The organism is Reyranella sp. (genome assembly GCF_044224635.1).
Lineage (GTDB): Bacteria > Pseudomonadota > Alphaproteobacteria > Reyranellales > Reyranellaceae > Reyranella.
The window spans coordinates 94,424-115,986 of the sequence record NZ_JBGAKA010000023.1 but is presented as its reverse complement, the minus strand read 5'-3'; the positions used below and the strand labels follow the sequence as shown (position 1 = coordinate 115,986).

General features: G+C 66.5%; 17 protein-coding genes and 1 pseudogene. 8 read left to right on the top strand and 10 right to left on the bottom strand.

What is annotated here, in order from left to right; translation table 11 throughout:
• Window positions 1-620: 620 nt before the first annotated feature.
• On the top strand, window positions 621-1,253 hold the full coding sequence (locus ACILR9_RS20440) for a Panacea domain-containing protein (protein WP_395711802.1): 633 nt from the start codon (window positions 621-623) through the stop codon (window positions 1,251-1,253).
• 355 nt (window positions 1,254-1,608) lie between these two features.
• Here ACILR9_RS20440 and ACILR9_RS20435 read toward each other — a convergent pair whose 3' ends face one another.
• Window positions 1,609-2,001, bottom strand: a complete 393-nt coding sequence (locus ACILR9_RS20435) for a DUF5615 family PIN-like protein (RefSeq protein WP_395711801.1) — start codon at window positions 1,999-2,001, stop codon at window positions 1,609-1,611.
• A gap of 1 nt (window position 2,002) precedes the next feature.
• Window positions 2,003-2,503, bottom strand: a complete 501-nt coding sequence (locus ACILR9_RS20430; RefSeq protein ID WP_395711800.1) for a DUF433 domain-containing protein — start codon at window positions 2,501-2,503, stop codon at window positions 2,003-2,005.
• A gap of 52 nt (window positions 2,504-2,555) precedes the next feature.
• On the opposite strand from ACILR9_RS20430, the gene ACILR9_RS20425 reads away from it, so the two are divergent.
• The 3 genes and pseudogenes from ACILR9_RS20425 to ACILR9_RS20415 form a co-directional block, all read left to right on the top strand.
• A complete protein-coding gene (locus ACILR9_RS20425) occupies window positions 2,556-2,705 on the top strand; it encodes a hypothetical protein (RefSeq protein WP_395711799.1) in 150 nt (49 codons plus the stop codon).
• Between the two features lie 79 nt (window positions 2,706-2,784).
• Window positions 2,785-4,554 (top strand): IS1634 family transposase, encoded by a 1,770-nt coding sequence (locus ACILR9_RS20420; protein WP_395708878.1) that lies wholly within the window; start codon window positions 2,785-2,787, stop codon window positions 4,552-4,554.
• A 71-nt stretch (window positions 4,555-4,625) separates the two neighbouring features.
• Window positions 4,626-5,729: pseudogene (locus ACILR9_RS20415) on the top strand (ISAzo13 family transposase); the annotation flags it as partial.
• 72 nt (window positions 5,730-5,801) lie between these two features.
• On the opposite strand, the gene ACILR9_RS20410 reads toward ACILR9_RS20415, so the two are convergent.
• From ACILR9_RS20410 to ACILR9_RS20400, 3 genes are read right to left on the bottom strand one after another with little or no spacing between them, the layout of a single operon-like run.
• Window positions 5,802-5,891: a type II toxin-antitoxin system Phd/YefM family antitoxin gene (locus ACILR9_RS20410; RefSeq protein WP_395711806.1), complete on the bottom strand. Its 90-nt coding sequence runs from the start codon at window positions 5,889-5,891 to the stop codon at window positions 5,802-5,804.
• 35 nt (window positions 5,892-5,926) lie between these two features.
• Window positions 5,927-7,981 carry a hydantoinase/oxoprolinase family protein gene (locus ACILR9_RS20405; protein ID WP_395711798.1) on the bottom strand — a complete coding sequence of 685 codons (2,055 nt, stop codon included), beginning with the start codon at window positions 7,979-7,981 and terminating at the stop codon, window positions 5,927-5,929.
• Window positions 7,978-9,621: a hydantoinase B/oxoprolinase family protein gene (locus ACILR9_RS20400; RefSeq protein ID WP_395711797.1), complete on the bottom strand. Its 1,644-nt coding sequence runs from the start codon at window positions 9,619-9,621 to the stop codon at window positions 7,978-7,980. The genes ACILR9_RS20405 and ACILR9_RS20400 overlap by 4 nt, the downstream gene beginning before the upstream one ends.
• Window positions 9,622-9,696: 75 nt before the next feature.
• Between ACILR9_RS20400 and ACILR9_RS20395 the strand changes: the two genes are divergently transcribed.
• The 3 genes from ACILR9_RS20395 to hutU all read left to right on the top strand — a co-directional run bounded on the left by ACILR9_RS20395 (window position 9,697) and on the right by hutU (window position 13,830).
• The gene (locus tag ACILR9_RS20395) at window positions 9,697-10,473 is read left to right on the top strand and encodes an SDR family NAD(P)-dependent oxidoreductase (RefSeq protein ID WP_395711796.1); all 777 of its coding nucleotides are present in this window, start codon (window positions 9,697-9,699) and stop codon (window positions 10,471-10,473) included.
• A 145-nt stretch (window positions 10,474-10,618) separates the two neighbouring features.
• The gene (gene hutH / locus ACILR9_RS20390; RefSeq protein WP_395711795.1) at window positions 10,619-12,166 is read left to right on the top strand and encodes a histidine ammonia-lyase; all 1,548 of its coding nucleotides are present in this window, start codon (window positions 10,619-10,621) and stop codon (window positions 12,164-12,166) included.
• Entirely contained in the window at window positions 12,163-13,830 is a 1,668-nt protein-coding gene (hutU, locus tag ACILR9_RS20385; RefSeq protein ID WP_395711794.1) for a urocanate hydratase, read from the top strand. The genes hutH and hutU overlap by 4 nt, the downstream gene beginning before the upstream one ends.
• Before the next feature lie 22 nt (window positions 13,831-13,852).
• Here hutU and ACILR9_RS20380 read toward each other — a convergent pair whose 3' ends face one another.
• Entirely contained in the window at window positions 13,853-15,409 is a 1,557-nt protein-coding gene (locus tag ACILR9_RS20380; protein ID WP_395711793.1) for a Fic family protein, read from the bottom strand.
• A 212-nt stretch (window positions 15,410-15,621) separates the two neighbouring features.
• Here ACILR9_RS20380 and ACILR9_RS20375 point away from each other — a divergent pair, with 212 nt between their 5' ends.
• Window positions 15,622-16,020: a VOC family protein gene (locus ACILR9_RS20375; RefSeq protein ID WP_395711792.1), complete on the top strand. Its 399-nt coding sequence runs from the start codon at window positions 15,622-15,624 to the stop codon at window positions 16,018-16,020.
• Here the strand turns inward: ACILR9_RS20375 and ACILR9_RS20370 are convergent.
• The 4 genes from ACILR9_RS20370 to ACILR9_RS20355 all read right to left on the bottom strand — a co-directional run bounded on the left by ACILR9_RS20370 (window position 16,011) and on the right by ACILR9_RS20355 (window position 21,546).
• Window positions 16,011-16,832 carry a hypothetical protein gene (locus ACILR9_RS20370; protein WP_395711791.1) on the bottom strand — a complete coding sequence of 274 codons (822 nt, stop codon included), beginning with the start codon at window positions 16,830-16,832 and terminating at the stop codon, window positions 16,011-16,013. The two genes, ACILR9_RS20375 and ACILR9_RS20370, sit on opposite strands and share 10 nt — an antisense overlap.
• 3 nt (window positions 16,833-16,835) lie before the next feature.
• Window positions 16,836-19,550, bottom strand: a complete 2,715-nt coding sequence (locus tag ACILR9_RS20365; protein ID WP_395711790.1) for a DEAD/DEAH box helicase — start codon at window positions 19,548-19,550, stop codon at window positions 16,836-16,838.
• A 279-nt stretch (window positions 19,551-19,829) separates the two neighbouring features.
• Window positions 19,830-21,005 carry an N-methyl-L-tryptophan oxidase gene (solA, locus tag ACILR9_RS20360; RefSeq protein WP_395711789.1) on the bottom strand — a complete coding sequence of 392 codons (1,176 nt, stop codon included), beginning with the start codon at window positions 21,003-21,005 and terminating at the stop codon, window positions 19,830-19,832.
• Between the two features lie 163 nt (window positions 21,006-21,168).
• On the bottom strand, window positions 21,169-21,546 hold the full coding sequence (locus ACILR9_RS20355) for a rhodanese-like domain-containing protein (RefSeq protein ID WP_395711788.1): 378 nt from the start codon (window positions 21,544-21,546) through the stop codon (window positions 21,169-21,171).
• Window positions 21,547-21,563 lie beyond the last annotated feature (17 nt).

Here is a 21,563-nt window from a genome sequence, read left to right as displayed (position 1 = left end):
GATCCCTCGGGCGGCCCCCAGCGATCGATCAGGCTGCGGATCGGCTTGCCCTGGTACAGCGGATAGGCGCGATCGGCCGTCTGCTGTGAGGTCGCCGCGCACCCAGCCAGGGCCAGAAGGGCCGCGCTCACGAGCCGGCATCGCATTGGGATCCCTCCCCCGCTCCCCTTGGAGGGAGGCGACCCTATCAGGCCACCCCACTTCCTGAAAGCGCCACACTCCGAGCAACTCTTGGTCTATCTCCGGGCGATTGGCCAAGCTGATGTACTTCCGACCACACTGGCGCTGGGCGTGTGACCCGCATGGCGTTCGACCAGCGGCTGGACCAGCTGCCGGCTGGCAGGGCCGGGCAGGTCATTCAGTTTCATCAAGAAACCGATAAGTCATCCCGCGCGAATGAGTGGACAGTTGGTGGATATTTGACGGCCTGCGTCACTGCTAGCACCTCAGGCTCCCGCGAGTCCCTACATCCTGCTGTTTCCAATGTTCCCAAGGCGTTCTAGCCTAGTTCGCCGTTGCGAGCGTCTGCAACAAGCCAAGGTTGCGGCTCGTTGACGATCTTCGTATCGGAGCGCACCCTTAGAGACCCCAAGTCGAGGGCCAAGCCCAGGAGGGCCACGATGGCACCCCAGCAGTTCGACCGGGAGAAGTTCAAGGATGCCGTTCACTACATCGTCGTGAACACACGGCCTGATGAGCTTGGCTTGGTCAAGCTGCACAAGGTGCTCTACTTCAGCGACATGCTTTGGTTCTTAGGCCGAGGGACCGCTCTCACCAGGGCCGAGTATCGAAAGCAGCAGTTCGGTCCCTGCGCATCGTTCTTGCGTCGAGCGCTGTCGGACCTGGAGCAAGCCGGCCGGATCCAACAGAGCAGGGAGTGGTACTTCGGTTATGACAAGCACTCCTTCGCATCCCTGACTGACGCCCCACTGCAGCGACTCACGGATGCCGAGCGTTCCCTGCTGAGCGACGTCATCGACTTTGTCTGCCGAAACAACACCGCCAAGTCGATCAGTGAGTTCAGTCACACCAGGGCATGGGAAGCTGCCAGCCTCGGCCAAGTGATGCCATACTACACGGCGATCAACATCCTCCCGGCAGAGATCGATGACGAAGATCTCGACTGGGCGATGGAAGAGGCGGCAAAGATCGGAACGGAGAGATCGCGGGGATCATCCCTGCAACGTCGAGGTTACACCGAGTTTCGAGAAGGACTTCGGCGTCATCGAGGCGAAGTGGCCGCTCGCGGCTGACGCCCTCGACGCGTGTTGGTCGCTGTTGGGTGCAGGACCCATTTCAAGCCGGCGTCGAGCTTGCCGGCCACCCGGAACATTTCGTCATGACAACGGCCAGAATGGAGATGCGGCCGGCATTGCGCATTCTCTATCAGGTCGATCCCGACACCAGCGTGGTGATCCTGCTTGCTGTGTCGGTCCGATCGTTCCCTTGAGCCGCACCATCGAGGGACCGTCAGCCCATGGAGAAGCCCGGCCGCCGGTGTTGCCGGCCGGGCAAGCCTGGAGACCCTACGAGCGCAGGTCGCAGCTCCTTTGGTGACACAGGCAGAGAATCTCGCAGATGCCGATACTTTCCGAACGCCCGGCGTCATCACCCCTCCGCCGAAGGGCCACCAGTGAGGGGCTCTTCGGCTTCGTTGGGAGCCCCGCGAACCCCGGCGGCGGTCGCCCTGAGAAACTCGCGGCGTTCCAATCGATTGCGATATGTTGAGAGCGTGAACAGGATTAGGGAGGCCTCCGCCACGGCATCACCGAGGTCGTCCAGAAGCAGCACGCCGCAATGCGATCGTCGATCGCGATGGACCAAGGCGCCGATGTCGTGGTCCTTCGTTATGAAGACGCGCTCGTTCGCGGCGGCTTCATCGAGTAAAGCCTGATCGCCTGGATCGACCGCGCGTTCGCCGGCATAGGCGACATCGTGACCCGCATCCCGCATGGCACGCACCGCTTGCGCCACGATGTTCGAATCAGCGAGGACGCGCACACTATTCAGCGGGGATGGTGAGACCTCGGGCGGCTGCCATCTCGCTCAAACGCGCGGCATACAGCAGGCAGGCGTCGATATCCTCCGGCTCGAGCACAGGATAGGCCTCCAGGACTGCTTCCCGGCTGACGCCGTTGGAAAGCATGATCAAGACCATGGCGGGGGTGACGCGACGGCCACGGATCACGGGCTTGCCGCCCATTTTCCCGGGTTCGGCGGCAATGCGTGCGAGGAGGGACGCAGCGTCCATGGCAGAGAGCATAGCACCCGACGCTTCGTGAGGCGAAGCGTCTTGCGGACCGAGTGTGGCGCTCATCGGGATGGCGGAAACACGCATTGCGGATCGGAATAAGAGCATGAGCGCCACGTCGGCGGAGGTTAGGGCCTGTGACGAAATAATCGAATCGATTCGGGTTGTATAAAGCAGTAATAGAATCCGGATTTCGAGCAAGATCAGGTGAGAAACGCTATATATTGATGAAGTGGTCGACTGGGACGCCATTCGTATGCGCTATGAGGCAGTCGCGCCTCACTTGGATGAGCGAGGGCTTCGTTTGTTCGCCGCCAGCGAGGCTCGCGCTGCGGGCCGCGGCGGCATCGCGATGGTGTCGCATCTCACAGGCATAGCCCATCTTTCTCAACTGGACCTCGGAATCATCGATTTCGAGGGTGATGAGAAGCAAAAAAGTGAGCGATTTCAATGACCGCGCGTTGGCAATCATGTGTAGTGGAGACCTAGTCTCTTTCGTGTACTAATTGTGTGGGGTAGTATCCCTACCCATCATGTTCTTACGCGCCAACCGACGCTTCAAAGATGGCAAAGAGCATCGCTATTGGAGCATCGTCGAGAACAAGCGCTGCGCCGGCGGCAAGGTGGTGCAGCGGCCGGTGCTGTACCTCGGCGAGATCAACGACTGTCAGCGTGAAGCCTGGTGTCGGGTGGTCGATGCGTTCGACGAAGACGCTCGGCGGCACACGCAGCTGGCGCTGTTCCCGGCCGATCGCGGTGTCCCCGAGCACGCCCGTGGTCATGGTGTGCAGGTCCGCCTCGATGCGATGGAGCTTCATAGGCCGCGGCAATGGGGTGCGTGCTGGTTGGCCTGCCATCTCTACGAGGAGCTCGAGCTGGATCGCTTCTGGGCCGATCGCCTGGAAGACTCGCGCGAGGGCACGAGCTGGTGTGACATCGTGCAGACGTTGGTGTGCTATCGGCTGATCGATCCTGGCAGCGAGTGGCGGCTGCATCGACAGTGGTTCAGCCAGAGCGCGATGGGCGATCTGCTGGGCGCCGACTATTCGCTGGTCGAGAAGAATGCGCTGTATCGTTGTCTGGACAAGCTGCTCGAGCATAAGCAGGGCCTGTTCAGCCATCTGCGGCAACGCTGGCAGGACTTGTTCGGGGCGCAGTTCGAGGTCCTGCTGTACGACCTGACGAGCACCTATTTCGAGTCGGCGCCGCCGCACAACGAGACCGACAAGCGGCGCTACGGCTACAGCCGCGACAAGCGCGGTGATTGCGTGCAGGTGGTGATCGCGCTGGTGGTCACGCCGGAAGGCTTCCCGCTGGCCTACGAGGTGCTGGCCGGCAACACTGCCGACAGCACGACGCTGCGCGACTTTCTGGCCAAGATCGAGGCGCAGCACGGCAAGGCGCAGCGCATCTGGGTGATGGATCGCGGCATCCCCAGCGAGGCCGTCCTGGCCGAGATGCGGCAAGCCGATCCGCCGGTCCACTACCTGGTCGGCACACCGAAGGGCCGGCTCAGCAAGCTCGAGAAAGCCCTGCTCGACAAGCCGTGGCAGAGCGTGCGCCAGGGCGTCGACGTCAAGCTGCTGGCCGACGAGCCGGAACTCTACGTGCTCGCCCGCAGTGAGCAGCGCGTGCACAAGGAGCGCGCCATGCGCCGGCGCAAGCTCAAAGGGCTGTGGGCTCGCCTCACGGAACTGTCGGCGATGAAGAAGATCAAGCGCCAGGACTTGCTCATGAAGCTCGGCGGCGCGCGCGCCAAGGCACCCGCCGCCTGGCGCCTGATCGATGTCGAGGTGGCACCGCGTGGCGCCTCATTCAGCTACGCCCTCAACCGCAGCAAGCTGCGGCGCGTCCGACAGCGTGAAGGCCGATATCTTCTGCGCAGCAATCTCGGCGATCGCCAACCGGCCGAGCTCTGGCAGTTCTACATCCAGCTCACCGAGATCGAGGCCGCCTTCAAGAACCTCAAGCACGATCTCCAGCTGCGGCCCATCTTCCATCAGCTCGAACAGCGCATCGAGGCACACATCTTCGTTGCCTTCATCGCTTACTGCCTGCACGTCACCCTGCGCGCCCGCCTGCGCACTCTCGCCGGCGGCCTCACCCCGCGCGCCGTCCTCGACAAGTTCACCGACATCAAGATGCTCGACGTTCACTTCCCTACCACCGACGGACGCACCCTCGTCATCACCCGGCACACCGAGCCAAACGCCGATCAAAAGATCCTGCTCCACCAGCTCAAGCTCGAGCTCCCACCTCAGCCGCCGCCCAAGATCTCTGCCCCTCCCACTTCCGCGGCCTAACCTGGGACCCCACTCTGTAGTGGAGACCTTCAAGCTCCACCCTTTGATTCTAAAGGGTTTTTCCCTCAACAATGGCTCCAGTTGAGAAAGATGGGATAGCGCGCAGCACGATCGGGCGCGGCCTGAAGGAGCTCGACGAGGAAGCGGCCGAATGGCCATACGGCCGCGTCCGCCGCAGCGGCGGTGGTCGCAAGGCGGCGACCCTCAAGCAGCCCGGCTTGCGCAAGGCCTTGCTCGATCTGGTTGCCTCGGCCACCCGAGGCGATCCGCAGGCCGACCTGCTGTGGGTGAGTCGCAGTCAGCGCCATCTCGCCGCCGCGTTGGCCGATCAGGGCTACCGGGTCAGCGCCAATCTGGTCGGCCGCCTGCTCAAGGACCTCGGCTTCAGCCTGCAAGCCAACGCCAAGACCCGCGAGGGCAAGCAGCACCCTGACCGCGATGCACAGTTCCAGCACATCAACGATCGGGTCCAGCGTTTCCGGCGGTGCCGACAACCGGCCATCTCCGTCGACACCAAGAAGAAGGAGCTGGTCGGCGATTTCAGGACTGCCGGCCGAGAGCTGCGGCGCAAAGGCCGACCCCAGCCCGTGCGCGTGCACGACTTCGTCATCCCGGGAAAGGGTCGAGCGGTCCCCTACGGCGTCTACGACATTGCCGCCAATGAAGGCTGGGTCAGTGTCGGCATCAACCATGACACCGCAACCTTCGCCGTCGAGAGCATTCGTCGCTGGTGGCGGCGCATGGGGCGCAAGCGCTATCCCAAGGCCACGCGCCTGCTGATCACTGCCGATTGCGGTGGCAGCAATGGCGCTCGGGTCCGCCTCTGGAAGGTCGAGTTGCAGAACTTCGCCAACCAGACCGGTCTCGCCATCACCGTCACCCATCACCCGCCTGGCACCAGCAAGTGGAACCGCATCGAGCATCGCATGTTCGCCTTCATTACCCAGAACTGGCGCGCCAAACCTTTGCTCTCCCACAAGGTCATCGTGCAGCTCATCGCCGCCACCACGACAACCTCCGGACTGACCATCGCCTGCGACATTGACGCCACGAGCTATCCCAAGGGCGCCAAGGTCTCTGATCAACAGATCAGTCAGCTCAATATTCGCTACGACCGCTTCCATCCAGATTGGAACTACACCTTCGTTCCAAAGCCCAACCGGACAGTCGCTTGACATTCGAAGCGTTTATTTCGTCACAAGCCCTTACTTCGCCTGAAGTGGCGCGCTTCCGGCGCATGAGCGCCATTACGCGGCGCCGCCTAATCGAATGTGCGCCACGGGCTTACCGTGCCGTGTGATGGCGACTTCCTCGCCCGCTTCCACCTGGTTCAGCAGCTCGCTCAGGGACGTGGTCGTCGACAGAATCGTGGTCAGTCGCCTGGCAGCACCAGGACGAGCCAGCCGTGCCCATCCATCCGTGCCGTGTCGCCCGGCAGAAGGAGCACGGTGGTCGTGTCGCTCTCGACAATCGCCGGACCGGCGATTTCCTGTCCCGCGGCGAGCGCTGTGAAGTCGAAGACCGGAAGCTCCCGCTCGACACCCTCGATCTGCGCCCGGCGCGTCGCGAAGGCCGCGGCCGGGCTGCCTCCCGCGACGGCTTGAGGCGGCTGCATCGGCGGCAGGCGCCCGATCACGGCGAGACGGGCATTGACCAGCACCACCTCCTCCTCGAGCAGCGCGTAGGTGAACAGAGTCTCATGGCGTGCATGGAAGGCATCGGTGACGCGATCCCTGAGACCCGTCGCGTCCCACGCGACCGCCTCGAGCGGCACGGTGATCTCGAAGACCTGCTCGCCATAGCGCATGTCGGCGGCGCGCCTCGTCTCGACCTTGCCGCCGAACCAGGAGGCGACGCGGGCGCGGCCGTCCGCTTCGAGCCCGGCCCAGATGGTGCGCAGCACGGCATCCTCCGGCACCCCGCCGCTGGCGAGCTCGCTCCGTGCCATCTCGTAGCGCAGGTCGGTGTGCAACATGCCCCAGGCCGAAAGCCCCGCAGCGAAGATCGGCACGGCAACGCGCTGCATCCCGAGCTCGCGCGCGACGGCCGAGGCATGCAGTCCCGCCGCGCCGCCGAAGGCCAGCAGGGTGAAGTGGCGCGGATCGACGCCGCGTCGCACGGTGGCGAGGCGGATGCCGTCGGCCATGCGCACGTTGGCCAGGCGATGCACGCCCTCCGCCGCGGCCATGGCGGGAAGACCGACCGACTCGCCCAGCCTGCCGAAAGCCGCAAGGGCGCCGTTGCGGTCGAGCTTGTGCGCGCCACCGAGGAAGTTGTCGGGGTCGAGATAGCCCAGGACGAGATTGGCATCCGTCACCGTGGGTTCCGTGCCGCCCTGGCCATAGGCGACGGGCCCCGGAACGGCTCCGGCGCTGCGCGGGCCGACCTGCAGCGTGCCGCCGGCCCCGACATGGCCGATCGAGCCGCCACCGGCGCCGAGCGTGACGATATCGAGGCTTTCCAGCGCGATGCGCTCGCCTCCCACGGTGCGGCCACGGCCAAGAGCGGCCTCGCCCTCCAGCACCAGCGCGATATCGGTGGAGGTGCCGCCGACATCGAAGGTGATGAGGTTCTGCCCCACGCCGCGCTCAGCCAGGGCGACACCGGCCGCGACGCCGCCCGCTGGACCCGATAGCGCGGTGCCTGCGGCGAGCCGCGCGGCTTCCTCGACAGGCGCGACGCCGCCATGGGACAGGATCACGAAGATGGCGCCTTTGTATCCCGCATCGGCGAGCCGCCCGCGCAGCCGCGCGAGGTAGCGCGACACGATCGGCCCGACATAGGCATTGACGCAGGCCGTGGAGAACCGCTCGAACTCCTTGATCTGCGGCAGCACTTCTGCGGACGTCGTCACGAAGACATCCGGCAGCGCGGCGCGCACGGCTGCGGCGGCCGCGCGTTCATGGGAGTCGTCACGCCAGGAATGGAGGAAGCAGATGGCCACCGCCTCGACCTTCTCCGCCTTCAGCACCGCAATCGCCGAGTCCAGCGAGGTGCGATCGAGCTTCACCTCCACCGTTCCATCGGGACGGAGGCGCTCGGCAACCGGCAGGCGCAGCCGACGCGGGACCAGCGCGGGTGCGGGCGGCAGGCGCAAATCATAGCGTTCAGGCTTCAGCCCCTCGCGCATCTCGATGACGTCGCGATGGCCTTCGGTGGTGAGCATCGCGACCTTCGCACCCTTGCGTTCCAGCAGCGCGTTGGTGGCGACCGTCGTGCCATGGACGATGCGTTCCGTGCGCGCCAGCAGGTCGGGCAGTCCCAGGCCCAGGCGTTCGGCAAGCACGGCGAGGCCATTCACCACGCCCTCGCTCTGATCCGACGGCGTGGAGGTTGCCTTGGCCAGGGTCGTCATGCCGTTCGCGGCGACGCAGACGATGTCGGTGAAGGTGCCGCCGACATCGATGCCAATCCGGAAGGTGCTCACAGCAGCCCCTCGTCGGCGTCACGCCTGCGGGCCTCGGCGTCGCGTTCCTCGGGAGGCCCCCATCCGCCGCCGCCGCCGGCGCGGACGTGCAACGTGTCGCCCGGCGCGAGCGGGATGCCGACCTCCTTTGTCCTCAGGTCGCGCGACGTGCCGTCGGCGCGCTTGAGCGTGTAGTGATGCGGTGCCCCGTCCTTGCCGCCCAGCATTCCCGCCGCGCCATGGCGCACGCCGTCGCCGGCGGTATTCCCCACGGCCGGCCCGTCGGTCTCGAGCTTCAGCACCAGCTCCGCGCCGAGGCCGCCGCGATGGCGGCCATCGCCCGCGCTGCCGGGACGGAACTCGTGCCTGGCGAAGAACAGCGGGAAGCGGGCCTCGGCCATCTCGATGCTGCCGAACTTCAACCCGCCGGCCGAATGCCACTCGCCCGCATTGGACCAGCCATCGCCCTGCGACGACCCGCCACCGCCGGGACGCGCATGGAACAGGTGCCACACGAAGGGCCGGCCCGGCCGCCGCGCATCGCTGCCCTTGATCGCGATACGGAAGCGCCGGCCCCAGCCGCCCATGGCGCGATCGGGGCACGCATTGGCCAACGCCTTGACCACCGCCTCGACGATCTCGTTCGCGCAGTGGGACGTGCACATGGTCACCGGTGCACCCTCGTGCGGCAGGACAATCGTGCCTTCCCGGGCGACGATCTCGATGGGGCGGAAGCACCCGTCGTTCTTGGCGATCTCCGGATCGAGCAGGAAGACAATGGCCATCCGCACCGCGCTCACCGTGTTGGGCCAGGAGGAGTTGAGGAAGGACGGCACCTGGGGATCGGACTCCGACAGGTCGACGACGATCGCATCGCCCGTCTTCGTCACCGTTGCGCGGATGGCAATGTCCTGCCGTCCGCAGCCGTCATCGTCGAGGAAAGCCTCGCCTGTCCAGGTGCCATCCTTCCAGGACGCGATGATGCGGCGTGCATGGGCCTCGGACAGCGCAAGGATCGCGCTGACCGCGGCTTCCGTTTTCGCCGTGCCATTCCTGTCCAGGACGGCGAGCAGACGCTTCTCGCCCAGATGTGCCGCGCCGATCATCGCCATCAGGTCGCCGCGCACCTCGCGCGGCATCCGGCTGTTGGTGACGATCATGCGCACCAGGTCGGGCCTCGGCAGCCGCCCCTCGCCCAGCAGGATCGGCGGCAGACGCAGGCCTTCGTGGAAGATCTCGGTGGCGGCGGGATTGTAGGCACCATGGGTGCCGCCGCCGATATCGGTCTGATGGGCGCGAACCACCGAATAGAAGATCACCCGACCTTCGGCAAAGATCGGCACGACAACCGTGAAGTCCGGCAGATGCGACCCGCCGTGGTAGGGGTCGTTCAGCAGGTAGACGTTGCCATCGGCAATCGACTCCCCGAAGGCCTCGACGACCGCCTTCACCGCGAAGGGCATGGCACCGACGTGGATCGGGATGTGATCTGCCTGGGCCAGCAGCCTCGCCTCGGCATCGCAGATCGCGATGGAGAAGTCGCGCGAGGAATTCAGGATCTGGGAATAGGCGGTGCGCAGCATCGCCTCTCCCATTTCGTCGACGATGGCACGGAAGCGGTTGTCGAGGACGGACAACGTCACTGGATCGGGCGCGTTCATGCAACGGACATTCCGGCAGGGGGCTATCGCCGTCAACATATGCAGTATCATTGATCTAGGTTCGGAGGGGACGTCATGGACTGGAACGGGCAGGTGGCGATCGTGACGGGCGGCTCGCGTGGCATCGGGGCAGCGATTTGCCGTCGGCTGGCGGCGCGCGGCGCCGCCGTGGGCATCAACTACGTGGCGCATCCGGCGGAAGCCGAGGCGTTGCGCGCGGAGATCGTTGCGGCCGGCGGCCGGGCCGCCCTGCTGCAGGCCGACGTCGCCGATCCGGCTGCCGTGGCGGCGATGGTCGCCGAGGCGGAGGGAAAGCTGGGACCGGTGTCGATCCTGGTCAACAACGCCGGCGTGTCCGCTCCCGCCACGCTGGAGACCTACGATGCGTCGGCGCTCGAGCGCATGCGTGCCGTGAACGTGAACGGCGTGATCCACGCCGTGCGGGCGGTCATGACGGGAATGAAGGCACGCACCTACGGCCGCATCGTCAATATCGGGTCCAACGCCGCCATCGGCACGGCGCTCCCGGGCACGACGTTCTATGCCGCGACAAAGGCGGAGGTATTGACCCTGACGCGGCGGTTCGCGCTGGAGCTCGGACGGTCCGGGATCACGGTGAATGCGGTTTGTCCCGGCTGGATCGTCACCGACATGGCGCGACGCGGCGCCAGCGAGGAGGCGTTCGCGCAACGCGTGACGTCGATGCGCGAGCGCACCATGGTCGGTCGGGTTGGTGCGCCGGAGGACATTGCCGCCGCCGTGACTTTCCTGGCCGGGCCGGATGCCGGCTTCGTCACCGCCCAGGTGCTGACGGTCGATGGCGGGCGCATGGATTACATCGGCCACGGGTGACAGCCAGTGTCGCTGACGCTTCGGCTCTCCTCCCCAGCGAAGCTGGGGAGGAGAAGCGAAATCTGGCGCGCCTATGCGGCTGACGCGCCCGCGGCCCGCAAGAAGCCAATGCGTTCGACCCGCCTTGCGTCGATAATCGGCAGGCATGATCTCCGTCATTCTGTCGCCCGGCAACGTTCCCCTCGCCCACTGGCGTGACATCTATCGCGGCGCCTCAGCAGCGCTGCCAACCGAGGCCTACGACGCCATCGAGACCTCGGCGCAGGTAGTCGCCGCGATCGTCGCCAGAGGGCAGCCCGTCTACGGCATCAACACCGGGTTCGGGAAGCTCGCCAACGTGCGCATCGAGGCAGCGGACCTCGCCACCCTGCAGCGCAATATCGTGCTATCGCATGCCGCGGGTGCCGGCGCGCCGATGCCGGTCAACGTCGCGCGGCTGATGATGGCGCTCAAGATGGCGAGCCTCGCGCAGGGCGCATCGGGCGTGCATGCCGCGACGGTGCGCCTGCTCGAGGCGCTGCTCGCCAGAGGCCTGACGCCGGTCGTGCCGTGCCAGGGCTCGGTCGGCGCTTCGGGCGACTTGGCGCCGCTCGCCCACATGAGCGCGGCGATGATCGGCGTCGGCCACATGATCGTGGGCGAACGGATCGTGCCGGCGGCCGAGGCGTTGGCCGCCGCCGGGCTCGCGCCGCTGCAGCTCGGCGCCAAGGAGGGACTGGCGCTGCTCAACGGCACGCAGTTCTCGACGGCCTACGCGCTCGCCGGGCTGCTCGAGGCCGAGAACCTGTTCGGCGCGGCGCTCGTGACTGGCGCGCTGTCGACCGACGCGGCACGCGGCTCGGATGCGCCGTTCGATCCGCGCATCCATCGCCTGCGCCGGCACAAGGGCCAGATCGCAACGGCGGAGTCGCTGCGCCGCCTGATGGCCGGCTCGGCGATCCGCGCCTCGCATCTGATCGGCGATGAGCGCATCCAGGACCCCTATTGCCTGCGCTGCCAGCCGCAGGTCATGGGGGCAGCATTCGACATCCTGTGCCAGGCGGCCGACACGCTGGCGACCGAGGCCAACGGCGTCACCGACAATCCGCTGATCTTCGCCGACACCGAGGAAGCGCTGTCGGGCGGCAACTTCCACGCCGAGCCGGTGGCCTTTGCCGCCGACATCGTCGCGCTGGCGATCTGCGAGATCGGCTCGCTGGCCGAGCGCCGCATCGCCATGCTGGTCGATCCGACGCTGTCAGGGCTGCCGGCGTTCCTCACGGCACACCCGGGTCTCAACTCCGGCTTCATGATCCCGCAGGTCACGGCCGCCGCCCTGGTCTCGGAGAACAAGCAGCGCGCCCATCCCGCCAGCGTCGATTCGATCCCGACATCGGCCAATCAGGAAGACCATGTCTCGATGGCCGCGCATGGCGCGCGCCGCCTGACCGATATGGCGGCGAATGCTCGCACCATCGTCGGCATCGAGCTGCTGGCGGCGGCGCAGGGCTGCGACTTCCTGCGCCCGCTCTCCACGAGCCCGCCGCTCGAAGCGGTGCGCGCCCTGCTGCGTGCGGACGTGCCGCGTCTCGAAGAAGACCGCCATCTGCACCCCGATATCGAGGTCGCGACGGCGCTGGTCTCCGGCGGCGCGCTCATCCGTGCTGCGGGCAGCGACCTCGTGCCCACGCTCGATCGAAGAGGACCCGCATGACGATTCGCATCGACAACGCCCGCATCGTCCGCGCGCCGCACGGCACGGCGCTTTCGGCCAAGAGCTGGCTCACCGAGGCGCCGCTCCGCATGCTGATGAACAACCTCGATCCCGACGTCGCCGAGAAGCCGGGCGAGCTGGTGGTCTATGGCGGCATCGGACGCGCCGCGCGCGACTGGGGAAGCTTCGACCGGATCGTCGCGGCGCTGCAACGGCTCGAGGCCGACGAGACGTTGCTGGTGCAGTCGGGCAAGCCGGTCGGCGTGTTCCGCACCCATGCCGACGCGCCGCGCGTGCTGATCGCCAACTCGAACCTGGTGCCGCGCTGGGCGACCTGGGAGCATTTCAACGAGCTCGATCGCAAGGGCCTGATGATGTTCGGCCAGATGACCGCCGGCTCGTGGATCTATATCGGCAGCCAGGGCATCGTGCAGGGCACCTACGAGACGTTCGTCGAGATGGCGCGCCAGCATCATGGCGGCAGCCTCGCCGGACGCTGGATCCTGACCGCCGGGCTGGGCGGCATGGGCGGCGCCCAGCCGCTGGCGGCGACCATGGCCGGCGCCTCCTGCCTTGCCATCGAATGCCGGCCGAGCAGCATCGAGTTCCGCCTGCGCACCGGCTACCTCGACGTCCAGGCCAGGGATCTCGACGACGCGCTCTCCATCATCGGCAAGGCGACCGCGGAGAAGAAGGCGGTCTCGGTCGGCCTGCTCGGCAACGCCGCCGACGTGCTGCCCGAGCTGCTGCGCCGCGGCGTGCGGCCCGATTGCCTGACCGACCAGACCTCGGCGCACGATCCGGTCAACGGCTACCTGCCGCGCGGCTGGTCGCTCGCCGACTGGGAGGCGCGCCGCGCCAGCGATCCGGCCGGCGTCGCCAAGGCGGCCAGGCAGTCGATGGCGGGCCACGTGCGCGCCATGCTGGAGTTCCACAGGCTGGGTGTGCCGACCGTCGACTACGGCAACAATTTGCGCCAGATGGCGCTCGAGGAAGGCGTCGCCGATGCCTTCGCCTTTCCCGGATTCGTGCCGGCCTACATCCGCCCGCTGTTCTGCCGCGGCATCGGGCCGTTCCGCTGGGCCGCGCTGTCAGGCGATCCCGAGGACATCTACCGCACCGACGCCAAGGTGAAGGAGCTGCTGCCGGACAACAAGCACCTCCACACCTGGCTCGACATGGCGAGAAAGCGGATCAAGTTCCAGGGCCTGCCGGCCCGCATCTGCTGGGTCGGGCTGGGCGACCGCCATCGCCTGGGACTCGCCTTCAACGAGATGGTGGCCAAGGGCGAGCTCAAGGCGCCCATCGTGATCGGCCGCGACCATCTCGATTCAGGCTCGGTCGCCAGCCCCAACCGCGAGACCGAGGCCATGCGCGACGGCTCCGACGCCGTCTCGGACTGGCCGATGCTCAACGCGCTGCTGAACTGCGCCTCGGGCGCCACCTGGGTGTCGCTGCACCATGGCGGCGGCGTCGGCATGGGCTTCTCCCAGCACGCCGGCATGGTGATCGTCTGCGACGGCACGCCGGAAGCCGCCCGGCGCCTCTCACGCGTGCTGTGGAACGACCCGGCGACCGGCGTCATGCGCCACGCCGACGCCGGCTACGAGGACGCCATCGCCTGCGCCCGGGAGAAGGGGCTGAATTTGCCGAGTCTTTTCTGACATCGGTTTGGATTCCGGCTGATCAGGACTTGGGAACTGTAGCGACCGGCTTGCCGCGCTGCCCTTGCTTGACGAGCTTCGCCAGGAAATCCGCAAACGGTACGATATTTTGTTCGACGCTTGCCTGTTCCAGCGCCGCCATATAGGAGGCGCGCTGTTGCACCGGCACGACTGTCCACGGATACCCGCCAGCGGCAAGCATGACGTTCATCAGGAAACGCCCCATGCGACCATTGCCATCCATGTATGGATGGATATGGACAAAGACGAAGTGACCGAGCACGACCCGCACGGAAGCTTCGGTTTCCTGCGCCAGCATCTCAAAAAACACAGGCATGGTATCGACGACTGCTTCACGGGGCAGCGGTACATGCATCGAGCGGCGAATATAGACTTGAGCGTTGCGGTAGCCAGCCAGGTCGGCGGTGCGCAATAGACCGGCTGTCACGCTCGGAGAGAACATTTCCTGGTACCAAGCGCCATGATCTTCGTCGGCGACGAGGCCCGGATTCTCGCCCTCGAGCACTCTTCTTATGCTTCGTTGAACGGCCTGAAATGCCAACCAATAGCCGTGAGCGGCAAGCGCATCGCGGTGTTCGCGGTCTTTCTCCTTGATGTCCGGGTTCCAGCTTCCGCGGCGCACAAGCTCGATGAGCCCAGGGCTCACGCGATACCCTTCAATGGACAGCGAGTGATAGGCATCGGTGACGTAGTTCTCCTGGACGCGCTGCATGTAGGCGTCAAGGTCGTTCGGCCGGCCTGGAGGTCGTGGAAAATTGTCGATGATCGGGCCGCGCATCGCTTGCCACATGAGGCGGATGCGGCTTGCGTAAGGAGAAACCTCGCGGATGGGGAGGTCGATACTGATCGTGGTCTTGAACGGGTCTTCTTCGCGAACCGTGTACCCAGCCGCCCGCATGGCGCTCAGAATATCGTTGGCGATCCGGTCGCGACCGATGTTGCGGAATCCTCCCGCAAGTCGCCCCGCCACCGTGCTGCGACCGCCATCCAGCAGCTTCGCGAGCACTTCGGACGCATTGCGGATGTTGGCAAGCGCTGCGCGGGCATCGGTGGGATGATGCTGAAAGAACGCTGGAGAGGTGGCGATCAGGGCCGACGGCAAGGAGAAGAGCCGCAGACCATCCTTGAGGTCGATGTCCTGATCCCCCGGTAGCGCGGCGCGGATGTCGAGCACGGATGTGTCGTGGGGCAATGGGGTAGCACGATTCCTCGCTCGAGGAGATCGCACCACAAGCTGCTTTGGGACGGTCTGGTTGCCGACATGGAGGGACAAGGACTGTTGAGGCGACAAGGACCAGTCGTGGTCGAACCGTTCTTGCAAGTACGCTGCCGCAAAGGGCCAAAAGCATGTGTACCATGTCGTGCTGTCGCCGGAGTGGCCGCCGGGCGGTGATGGGATGTACCAACCCTTCATCACCTCTTGCAGGAATCCGTTTTTCTTGAGCAGTTCCCTGTGCGCCCGGCTGAGGTCTTTGGCTCGGATAGCGACGACGCCGCGCTCCTGGAGCGCTTTCAGGGCATCCAGGGAATCAGCCAGCTTTTGTGGGGGCGTCGCCATCGTTTCATCAGCCTTTGCGCCGCGCGGTTGTCAGCTTTTCGTGCTTGTTAATTTTAGCTTATTGTGTTGTGTCATTTTTAGCTTATCATGTCGAGGGGTTGTCGGGTTATTCCGGCCTGCCCGCGATCGCGCCGAGCATGGACGTCCAGTCGGACCTATCCTCTGGTCCGAATTCGCGTCAAAGCGCGTGCCGGCGTCAGGGGAGCTGGACGATGCGCGGATCGATGCACCATCTCGACCTGACGGTCGGCGACCTTGCCGCCTCGGCGCCCTTCTACGAGGCGATCCTGGACTTCATGGGCTATCGGCGCGTGCGCGCCGAAGCGGACGGCATCGACTGGGATCTGCCGACCCCGGCGGGGACCTGCTCGATCGGCATCAAGCCCGCTCGCTCGGCGCGCATCCACGATCGCTACGCCAACGGCCTGCACCACTTCGCCTGGCGCGCCGAGAGCCGCGCCGATGTCGATCGCCTGCACGACTTGCTGCACACGATTGGCGCCACCATCCTCGATGCGCCGGCCGACTATCCGCACTACGGCGCCGGCTACTACGCGGTGTTCTTCACCGACCCCGACGGGCTCAAGCTCGAGTTCGCGTATCAGGACTGAGCCTTCCGCTTCGTTCGGCTGCGCCCGGCGAGCTTCGCGGGGGCCTCTGATGGCTTCTTCCGCTTGCGCTCGGCTCGAGCGGCAACCGGCGTCGCCGCGCCCTCGGCCATCTCCAGGCCGAACAGTGCGCCGACGTCACCCTCGGCAAGCACGTTGTCGGAGGCCGGCACCGGCGAAGGCGACGACGGGGCCTGCTCGGCGCCGCTGATCAGCTCGCTTTCGTCGACGTGGCGCAGGGCGAACAGCAGCTCGGGCTTCTCGTCGAGGCGGGTGCCGACGCCATAGAGTGCGGCGGCGACGTGCTTGCACATCCTGGCGCTGTCCTCGCAGCTGCACGCCAGCTTGATCTCCTTCGGCGCCGGGAACAGGCCATCGCCCTGGCGGCACACCCGGTCCATGACGCTCCTGGCAAGCCGGCCCTGCAGCAGCTCGACCAGCGAATCGATCGAGCCGGTGCAGTCGCGGCAGATGGCCTTCCATCGCGCCGCCGGTACCGGCGCGATGGCGATCGTGGTCGTGTAAAGCTCGGTTCCGCTCACCAGCGCGGAAATCTTGCCGTCGGCGATCTGCAGATCGACGACCATGCCGTTACGCACGTAGGACCGGCCGCGCGGCAGGCGCGTGGCGTAGTCGCTATAGCGCTCGAGGTTGGCGCACCACGCCTTGCCCCAGAAGCTCCTGGCGATGGCGTTGCCCTCGATGGTCACGGGGGCAACCGGCCGCTTGCCCTTGCGCAGCCTGGCCAACTCCTTCATGGCCCTCCTGCGCTGCTCGGCCACCGTGACGTACTGCGGCCAGTCGAAATCCCTCATCCGTCACCCTTCCTTCAGCGCCGTGGCGAGGTCGAGCCTCACCAGCTTCAGAAGCTCGTCGTCCGGCAGCTCGGTCAGGCTCGCTTCCGCGCCGCCCGTGAGAAAATCCCCGGCGAGCCGGCGCTTGCTCTCGATCATCTGGTCGACCTTCTCCTCGACGGTGCCGCGACAGACGAACTTGTGTACCAGCACATTCCTGGTCTGGCCGATGCGGAATGCACGGTCGGTCGCCTGGTTTTCCACAGCCGGGTTCCACCAGCGGTCGAAGTGGATGACATGGGAGGCGGCGGTGAGATTGAGCCCCGCGCCACCGGCCTTGACCGACAGCACGAAGAACGGGACGTCCTCGTCTTCCTGGAATTGCCGCACCAGGTCGCGGCGCTTGCCGACCGCGGTGTCGCCATGCAGCACCAGGCCGGCGCGGCCGAACACCGAGGCCAGGAACGAAGCCAGCGGTGCGGTGGTTTCCCGGAACTGGGTGAAGATCAGGACCTTGTCCTGACGCGCGGCGATCTCCTCGGCCAGCTCGCGCAAGCGGGCGAGCTTGCCGCTGTCGCTCTCGGCCCAGCCATTGTCGCCGAGCCACTGCGAGGGATGGTTGCAGATCTGCTTCAGCCGCATCAGCAGCGCCAGGACGAGCCCGCGACGCTCGATGCCGTCGCTGCCGTCGAGCCTCTCGCCGAGCTCGCGTACCGCCTGCTCGTAGAGCGCCGCCTGCTTGCGGCTCAGCCCGCAGAACGCCTTGACCTCGGTCTTGTCGGGCAGATCGGCGATGATGCTCCGGTCGGTCTTCATGCGACGCAACACGTAGGGCCGCACCAGCTCCCGGAGCGGGCCGTAGGAATTGTGGTTGTGGTCGTCGCCCTCCGCCAGCCGCTTGGCGTACGACGAGAATTGCCTGGCCGATCCGAGCAGGCCCGGATTGAGGAAATCGAAGATCGACCACAGGTCGCCCAGCCGGTTCTCGATCGGCGTGCCGGTGAGGGCGATGCGCGCGTCGGCGCGCAGCTGCTTGACGGTGCGGGTCTGCCGCGCGCCGGGATTCTTGATCGCCTGGGCTTCATCGAGAATCGCGAGCCGCCAGGAAGTGCCGATCAGCCACGGCACGCGAGAGAGAAAGCCGTAGCTGGTGATGGCGAGGTCGGCGTCGGCCAGCACGCCCGCCCCGTTCTCTTTCAAAGCCTCCGCCGGCAGGGCGGAAGGATGAACGACCACCGCCTTCAGACCCGGGGCAAAGCGGGCAATTTCCGCCGCCCAGTTGGCGAGCAGCGAGGCCGGCGCCACCAGCAGCGAGGCCTTGTGACCGCTGCCCTGCTGCTGCTGCTTCAGCACCAGCAGGAGCGACAGGACCTGGATCGTCTTGCCGAGCCCCATGTCGTCGGCGAGGCAGGCGCCCAGTCCCAGGCGGGCGAGCAGATGGAGCCATTGCACGCCGGCCCGCTGATAGGCGCGCAGCTCGCCCTGCAACGACCGGCCGGGATCGACGCCGGATCCGCCGGTAGCGTGACGCAGCTCGGCGAGCGTGCGGGCAAGCCACGGGCCGGCCACGGTTTCGCTCCACTCGGCGTCCGCGCGCCCGCCCGGCTCGTCGCCCTCGATCGACGCTCCGGCCAGCAGGCGCATCGCCTCACCGAACGGCAGGCCTTCGTCGGCGGCTCGCCGCTCGATCGCCTCGAAGCGGCCAAGCGTGCGGCCAAGCCGCTCGCGGTCGACCTCGACCCATTTGCCGCGGATGAAGGCGAGGCCCTCGGTTTGCCCCAACAGGGTCTTGATCTCGGCTGCCGACAGTGTCGCGCCGTCGAGCGTCACGTCCATGCGGAAGTCGAGCACCGCGTCGAGCCCGAGCTGGGACGGGGTCCGGCCACCCACCGTCGCCCGCACCTGCGGACGTGCCGGCCGGTTCATGCGCCACGACGCCGGCATGCGCACGATCACGCCGGCCGACTCGAGTGCCGAGGCATCGCGCAGGAAGTCCATCGCCTGGCGCGGGCTCCAGCGCAGCGGATGGTAGATTTCGCCCGACGCGACCATCGTTTTCAGCCAGCCGCAGCGCTCGGCTGCCCGCTGGACCGGCATGAGCAGCGACAGCAGGCGCTCGCGATTCCGGGCGCCGGCATATTCCTGCAGCGCCCGGCCGAGCGGCAGGTGCTGTGCCTTGGCCGCGGCCGACAGACGGGTCGTGTAGGAAGCGAGAAAGGCGAAGGGAGCCTCGGCATCGTTCCGATTCTCGGCGAGGTTGAAATAGACTCGCCCGACCAGGTTCCACGCAGGATGGTGCGCCTTGAGGAAGCCCTGCACCGGCACGCCGGCCTCGGCCAGCTCGGCCTCGAAGGCCTGGTCGGTCTCGCGCCACAGCGCGGCGAGAACCGATGGCGTCAGGTATTCGCCGCCGATCATCGGCGGCACCGCGGCGGCCAATTGGGCCAATTCGTGTTCCGCGGGAACCGGGACGGCCGACTTGCCGCGAGCCTCGTCGAGGTTGGGCAGGGCGCACAGTGCCGTAACGTAGCGCGACCCAAACTCGCGCCAGTAGGACAGGACCGGCGGAAGCGCCACGCCGACCTCGGCCGCTCCCAGGTGCAGCAGCCCGTGACCGGCGCCGCGGGCGAAAGCCTTTTCGAGAGCCAGTGCGCGCGTCGCCCCCAGCGCCGCCGTCGCGTCGACCGACGGCTTGAGCGACAGCACACCATGAGGGCTGAGGACAGGGACCATCGTCATGGCGGCAGACGTCGCCTCATAGCCGCTAACTTACAAAGGGACCTCACCCTGAGAGCGTGTGACTTTTTCGACGCCTGTGCTGTCGACTGCGGGATGAAGACAGAAAGGTCCCTCGCTGCGCTCGGGATGACAACAATGGTGTCATCCCGAGCGCAGCGAGGGACCTTTCCAGTCACGGACACCGCATGCTCGCAGAGCTCGTCGAATAAGTCGGATTCTCTGAGGAGCGGCCCGTGCGCCCGCCTACCCCACCGGACCATCCGCGGACGGAACGTCACCTCACGACGCAACGCGGCCAAGCCTGAACATCGAGATGTCGCGATGCGTCTCGCCCAGCGCCATCTGGGCGAGCAGCTCGCCGATGCCGGCGGAGTGCTTGAAGCCATGCCCCGAGCAGGGCGAGGCGATGATGATTCGGTCATGCGCGGGATGGCGGTCGATGATGAAGCGCGCGCCGTCGACCCAGGTGTAGAGGCAGATCTTGCTCTTGATGCAGACCGGCGACAGGCTGGGCAGGAACGGACCGACATAAGTCTCGTACATCTCACGGATTTCCTGCGGGCTCGCCGTGCGGTCGACGGTCTCGGGCGTCGTCTCGAGCTCGTACTGCTCGCTGGCGATCTTGACGCCCTCGTCGATGCCGCCGGTCGCGGGAAAGCCGTAGATCACCTGCGGCGCCGGCACCTGCCAGATGTAGACGGGGAAGCGATCGGGGCTGAACCGGGCGTGAGCCGCCGCGTCGCGCGCGCGGAACCAGTAGAGCACCTGGCGCGTGATCTTGAACGTCCTGGCCAGCTCGGGCTCGAGCAGCTGCGGCAGCCACGGCCCGACCGACACGATCAGCTGCTTCGCCTGATACGTGCCCTTGTCCGTGGTCACGCTCACCCTGCCGTCCTTCTGCTGAAAGGACGCCACCGTCTCGTTCACATGCAGGTCGGCGCCGAGCTCCTTCGCCCGGCGCAACTGCACCTCGATGCAGAGTTCAGGGCGGACAAAGCCGCTGACGCGATCGAAGTAGCCTTCGTCGCCGTCGGAGAGCTTGAAGGCGGGAAAGCGCGCCCGCATCGCCGCAGTGTCGAGCAGGCTGTAGTCGACGCCGGCCTGCTCGGCTGCATTCACCGTCGCCGCCAGAAAGGCGTCGATGCCGTGGCTCAGCGCGCGCTCGCCCTTGCCGGAGATCACCAGCATGCCGTTCTGGGTCAGCAGCTCGACGCCGAGCTCGGCCTCGAGGGCGCGCCAGATCTCGTGCGAGCGCAGGACGAAGGCCGAGTACTCCGGTCCCTCGCCACAGGCGACGCGGGTGACCCGCGTGTCGCCATGGGTCGAGCCGTGATCGTGCGGCGGCGCATAACGATCGATGCCGAGCACCCGCGCGCCGCGCCGGGCAAGCTGGTAGCTCGCCGCCGCGCCCATGGCACCGAGGCCGAGCACGGCGACGTCGTAGGTTGGGGACATTCGAGCTCCGCTCGAGGAGTGTTGCAAGATAATCGTGCCTGTTGCAATGACACTGATGTCATCCCGAGCGTAGCGAGGGACCTTTGCTGCAGCTCAAAGGGTCCCTCGCTAGGCTCGGGATGACAGGTGTGATGTATCGGCTGTTTCGTGTCAGGTCCTCAGCTCAGGCTTTCTCGACGCTGCCGCCGGCGTCGACCCAGCCCTTGAAGCCGCCGAGGTTGCGCACGTTGGCGTAGCCCATGTCCTTCAGCGTCTTGCCGACCAGCGCGGAGCGTCCGCCGGAGGCGCAGTAGGCGACCACGGTCTTGCTGCGGTCGAAGGCCTTGTCGTGCATTGCCGACGCGGGATCGGCGCGGAACTCGACCAGGCCGCGCGGGATGGCGAGCGCCCCCGGCACCTTGCCCGACGCGGCGACCTCGGGCGGCTCGCGCACGTCGAGGAACAGCACGTCGGCGCGGCCGACCAGCGCCTTGGCTTCCTCCGGGCTGATGCGCGGCACCGCCGCCTCAGCCTCGGCCAGCATCGATTGAACGGTCTTCATGGTGCTCCTCCTCCTCT

Excerpts from the sequence above, each read along its gene's own strand:
- ACILR9_RS20380 (WP_395711793.1), bottom strand. The coding sequence starts at position 15,409 with ATGGCGACGCCCCCACAAAAGCTGGCTGATTCCCTGGATGCCCTGAAA.
- ACILR9_RS20420 (WP_395708878.1), top strand. The coding sequence starts at position 2,785 with ATGTTCTTACGCGCCAACCGACGCTTCAAAGATGGCAAAGAGCATCGC.
- hutU (WP_395711794.1), top strand. The coding sequence starts at position 12,163 with ATGACGATTCGCATCGACAACGCCCGCATCGTCCGCGCGCCGCACGGC.
- solA (WP_395711789.1), bottom strand. The coding sequence starts at position 21,005 with ATGTCCCCAACCTACGACGTCGCCGTGCTCGGCCTCGGTGCCATGGGC.
- ACILR9_RS20375 (WP_395711792.1), top strand. The coding sequence starts at position 15,622 with ATGCGCGGATCGATGCACCATCTCGACCTGACGGTCGGCGACCTTGCC.
- ACILR9_RS20400 (WP_395711797.1), bottom strand. The coding sequence starts at position 9,621 with ATGAACGCGCCCGATCCAGTGACGTTGTCCGTCCTCGACAACCGCTTC.
- ACILR9_RS20355 (WP_395711788.1), bottom strand. The coding sequence starts at position 21,546 with ATGAAGACCGTTCAATCGATGCTGGCCGAGGCTGAGGCGGCGGTGCCG.
- ACILR9_RS20440 (WP_395711802.1), top strand. The coding sequence starts at position 621 with ATGGCACCCCAGCAGTTCGACCGGGAGAAGTTCAAGGATGCCGTTCAC.
- ACILR9_RS20370 (WP_395711791.1), bottom strand. The coding sequence starts at position 16,832 with ATGAGGGATTTCGACTGGCCGCAGTACGTCACGGTGGCCGAGCAGCGC.
- ACILR9_RS20430 (WP_395711800.1), bottom strand. The coding sequence starts at position 2,503 with ATGGCGTCCCAGTCGACCACTTCATCAATATATAGCGTTTCTCACCTG.
- hutH (WP_395711795.1), top strand. The coding sequence starts at position 10,619 with ATGATCTCCGTCATTCTGTCGCCCGGCAACGTTCCCCTCGCCCACTGG.
- ACILR9_RS20395 (WP_395711796.1), top strand. The coding sequence starts at position 9,697 with ATGGACTGGAACGGGCAGGTGGCGATCGTGACGGGCGGCTCGCGTGGC.
- ACILR9_RS20365 (WP_395711790.1), bottom strand. The coding sequence starts at position 19,550 with ATGACGATGGTCCCTGTCCTCAGCCCTCATGGTGTGCTGTCGCTCAAG.